At 48.8% G+C, this 3,836-nt stretch carries 2 protein-coding genes; one reads left to right on the top strand and one right to left on the bottom strand.

Annotated elements, in window-relative coordinates; all coding sequences use genetic code 11:
• Window positions 1-456: 456 nt before the first annotated feature.
• Entirely contained in the window at window positions 457-2,214 is a 1,758-nt protein-coding gene (recN, locus tag JGK14_RS02170; RefSeq protein ID WP_325314716.1) for a DNA repair protein RecN, read from the bottom strand.
• Window positions 2,215-2,403: 189 nt separating this feature from the next.
• Here recN and JGK14_RS02175 point away from each other — a divergent pair, with 189 nt between their 5' ends.
• Complete coding sequence (locus tag JGK14_RS02175; RefSeq protein WP_293292791.1) at window positions 2,404-3,699, top strand: TAXI family TRAP transporter solute-binding subunit; 1,296 nt, start codon at window positions 2,404-2,406, stop codon at window positions 3,697-3,699.
• Window positions 3,700-3,836 lie beyond the last annotated feature (137 nt).

Raw genomic sequence — 3,836 nt, forward strand, 5'->3', positions numbered from 1 at the left:
TGTGGCTGAAGCCGCGCACTCGCTCCAAGGCGACTGAAGTCGCTAATCGGCTAGACCCCAGCCTTAAAAGGACGGGGCTTGCGCCTCGTTTTTCGGTCATTTTCAGTGTAACCTCCGACTCGGAAAAAAAGTCCGCCTTTTGACCCCCCGATCGCCTGGAGGATCAGATTAGGCTTTGAAGAACTGAGTTTGACGCCGTTCGATCGTCGGTTGTCAGTTGCAGTTTTTTTGCAGTTTTGGGCATTGAAACTGGTTTTTTAAATCTCCATATTTCCTTCAAACCGTTTGGGAGACTCGGAACGGTGAGTAAAAGAAGAGCAAGAAGACTTTCGTTATCTATCGCGATGAAGTCAGAAGACATACACAGCAAGCTCGATCGCGATTCATATTTTACGTCAAGTAAAGGTGGATTTACTGACAAGACTATTTTTGATTGGTGATTCGGGAGCAATGCTGCTACTTTGAGGGTTTGGCCGACTGACTTTGGCGCAATCCGGCGGCTTCGACGAGTAGTGATTCGGCAAAGGCGATCGCCTCATGGGCCGATCGACCGCTGGCAAGTTGGGCGAGCTCTTCCCGGCGCTGCTGGCTGTTGAGGACTGCAACTCTGACTACAGTTCGTTCGCCCGGTTCGGAGTTGGCTGCTTCGCCGATAGTTGATTCTGCTGCGATCGTCTGTTTGTTGACGCGAAAATGACAATCAGCCATCGCGGCGATTAGCGGCTGGTGGGTGACGCACAAAACTTGGTGTTTGTCGGAGAGTTGATAGAGCTTTTTGGCGATCGCACCGGCGACTCTCCCGGAGACTCCGGCATCGATTTCGTCAAAAATTAGGGTTCCGGCGCTTTCAATTTGGGAAAAACAGGCTTTGATGGCGAGTAGAAAGCGGCTCATTTCTCCCCCGGAGGCGATCGCCCCTAAAGGTTGCAGCGGTTCCCCCGGGTTGGGGCTGAAACAAAAGGCAATTTGGTCAGCACCGGTGGCGGTTGGGCTACAGGGCGAGATCTCGACTTGAAATTGGACTTTTTCCATAGCTAAGGGCTTAAGTTCTCCCACGAGGTGGGTTTCGAGTTTCAGGGCTGCTTCGCGCCGCAGGATGGTGAGGTGGCTGCAAGCGTCTTTTAATTGCTCTAGAGCAGTCTGATATGCGAGTTCTAAGGCTTCCATTGACTCGCCTCCTTCTAAAAGTTCGTTTAGTTCGTTTTGGATGCTGTGGTAGTAGGCGATCGCTTCTGAGAGCTGCCCGTATTTGCGGCAAATTTGTTTGAGTTCGCGAATCCGATCTTCTACTTCTTCGAGTCTTTCGGGATCTGCTTCTAATTGTTCGCCGTAGCTGCTAATTTGGCTGCTGGCTTCTGTGGCTTGAGCTAGGGCGTCGCTGACCATTTCTAAAATTGGTTGCAACTGGACATCGTAGACTACCATGTCGTTTAAAATTTCCTCGGCTTTGCTCAACAAGTCGGCGGCTGAGGCGCTATCGCCGTCGTTTTGGTAAAGGGCCTGGTGAACTCGGTAACTCTGCTGCTGCAATTCGACGACGTGGCCGAGGCGGATTGATTCTTGTTCTAGCTGTTCGAGTTCCCCGCCGTCTTCGATGTGGGCTTCGCTAAGTTCTCGGACTTGGTATTCTAATAAATCCAGTCTTTGCAGCCGCTGTTGTTCCGACTGACGCCTGCGGTTGAGGGCTGTTTTGGCGCTGGCAGCCCCCAGCCACGCGGTGCTGGTTGTCGATCGCGCTTGAGTGAGTTTTTTACCACCGTACAAATCCAGCCATTCTCGCTGGAGAGTTTCTTGGCCGAGGTGGACGGTTTGGCCTTGGGCCGTAATTTCCACAAGCCGATCGCGCAGTTGCTCCATTAACTGGCGGTTGACGAGAATTCCGTTCAAACGCGATCGACTCCGCAAAGCACCGCTAGATACGTTAATTTCCCGGCTGCAAACGGCTAAATTGCCATCTATGGGTTCGATTTCTTGCTCGAAGAGCCACTTGGCGGCGGATGAGTCTAATTCAAAGGTAGCTTCCAATATTGCCCGCGTTGCTCCGGTGCGAATCGATCGGCGATCGACTTTCCCGCCCAAAACTACATCGATCGCATCTAAGATAATCGATTTTCCAGCCCCGGTTTCCCCTGTAAATACGTTCAAACTCGGGCCAAAGTCTAGATCCAGGCGGTCAATTAGGGCAAAGTTTTCTATTCTGAGGGATAGTAACATGGGGAATTGGGAATGGGGAATTGGGAATGGGGAATGGGGCATAGGGAATGGGGAATGGGGCATTGGGAATGGGGCCCGCGCAGGGCATTGACTCCTCCCCTATCGGGCGCGTCGAATTTCCCGAGTCTTCTTTTGATTTTCAACTACAATACTTGTAATTTTGCCATTATCGATCGAGTCTCAACATCAATGCAAAGTAAATTACTGCTGCCCGTTGCTCTCTTAAGCTTTGTCCTGATTGGAGCTTTTGGCTGGAAGCTTCACCAAGACAAGGAGCGAGTCTATCAATTAACACTGGCCACGGGAACAAAAACTGGGAATTATTACCCTTTCGGACAGGCACTTGCTGATGTCGTCGTGAAACACAATCCGCGCATCCGCATTCAAGTTATTGAAACTCAAGGTGCTGAGGAAAATATGCGGAAGCTTGAGTCGAATGAGGCTCAGTTAGCGATCGTACAAAACGATACGGCTGCGGTACCTTCTGCTCGGGTAATAGCTTCGTTGTTTAAGGAAGTTTTTCATTTAATTGTTTCCGAACAGTCGGGAATTAAAAGTATTTCGGATTTAAAAGGCAAACATATTGCACTGATGGCAAGAGGCAGTGGTTCTTACAGTTCTTTTTGGTTGATGAGCGAACATTATGGTTTAAAAGAAACCGATTTTATGTTTACTCCAAATTCTTGGACAGAGGCTAGTAAATTATTTAGTAATGGGGAGGTTGATGCTATTTTTAGGGTACTGCCTCCCGGCAGCGATCTGGTTAGAAACTTGCTGCAAAATACGCAGGGAAAGCTAGTACAGATCGACCAAGGATCTGCCATGAAAATAAAGTTGCCTTATTTGGAAGCCGATATGATTCCTAAGGGTACTTACAAAGCCGATCCGGCTGTTCCCGATGCAGATTTGGCGACCGTGGGAGTGCAGGCTACTCTGTTGGCCCGGAAGGATGTCGATCCGGAGATCGTGCGGGAAATTACGCGGATTGTGTTCGAGTACCGCCGCAATTTGGTAGCTGCTAATTCGCTGGCGGCAATGATTAGTCAGCCTGGAGCAAATGGGGGTTTGGCTTTGCCCCTACATGAGGGCGCTCAGGCTTATTACGATCGCGAAAAGCCGGATTTTTGGGCTGCTAATTCCGATCTTATGGCTTTATATTTATCTATCGGAACGCTTTTCGCCTCTTGGGTTTGGCAGTTGCGCTCGCGCTTTGTAGAAAAACAAAAAAATCAAGCCGATCAGTTTAATTTGGCGATTTTAAGTTTGATTCAAAAAATTCGTCAAGCGAAAACTTCGCATGAAATTCATTTCTTGCAAGAAGAGTTATTTGAGATTTTTAACCAGGTGATTGTAGATTTGGACGAAGATCGGATTGATTCTGATTCTTTTCAATCTTTTACTTTTACTTGGGAAACTGCTATAAGAATTGCGCGCGAGCGAGAAAAGATGTTGCGGGAGTTGCGTCTGGCTTCGGATAGTGTGTAATTGATTGTGATAGACATATAGCCTTTACCAAAAAGATGAGGTATGTTGTTGGGCTTAAGCCCCAAGAGCGCTAAAGCGCAACTACGTACCAAGAAAGGTATGTTGTTGGGCTTAAGCCCCAAGAGCGCTAAAGCGCA

Origin of the sequence: Microcoleus sp. PH2017_28_MFU_U_A (assembly GCF_020738035.1) — a bacterium.
Taxonomy (GTDB): Bacteria; Cyanobacteriota; Cyanobacteriia; order Cyanobacteriales; family Microcoleaceae; genus Microcoleus.

Coding starts and splice junctions, on each gene's coding strand:
- recN (WP_325314716.1), bottom strand. CDS start 2,214: ATGTTACTATCCCTCAGAATAGAAAACTTTGCCCTAATTGACCGCCTG.
- JGK14_RS02175 (WP_293292791.1), top strand. CDS start 2,404: ATGCAAAGTAAATTACTGCTGCCCGTTGCTCTCTTAAGCTTTGTCCTG.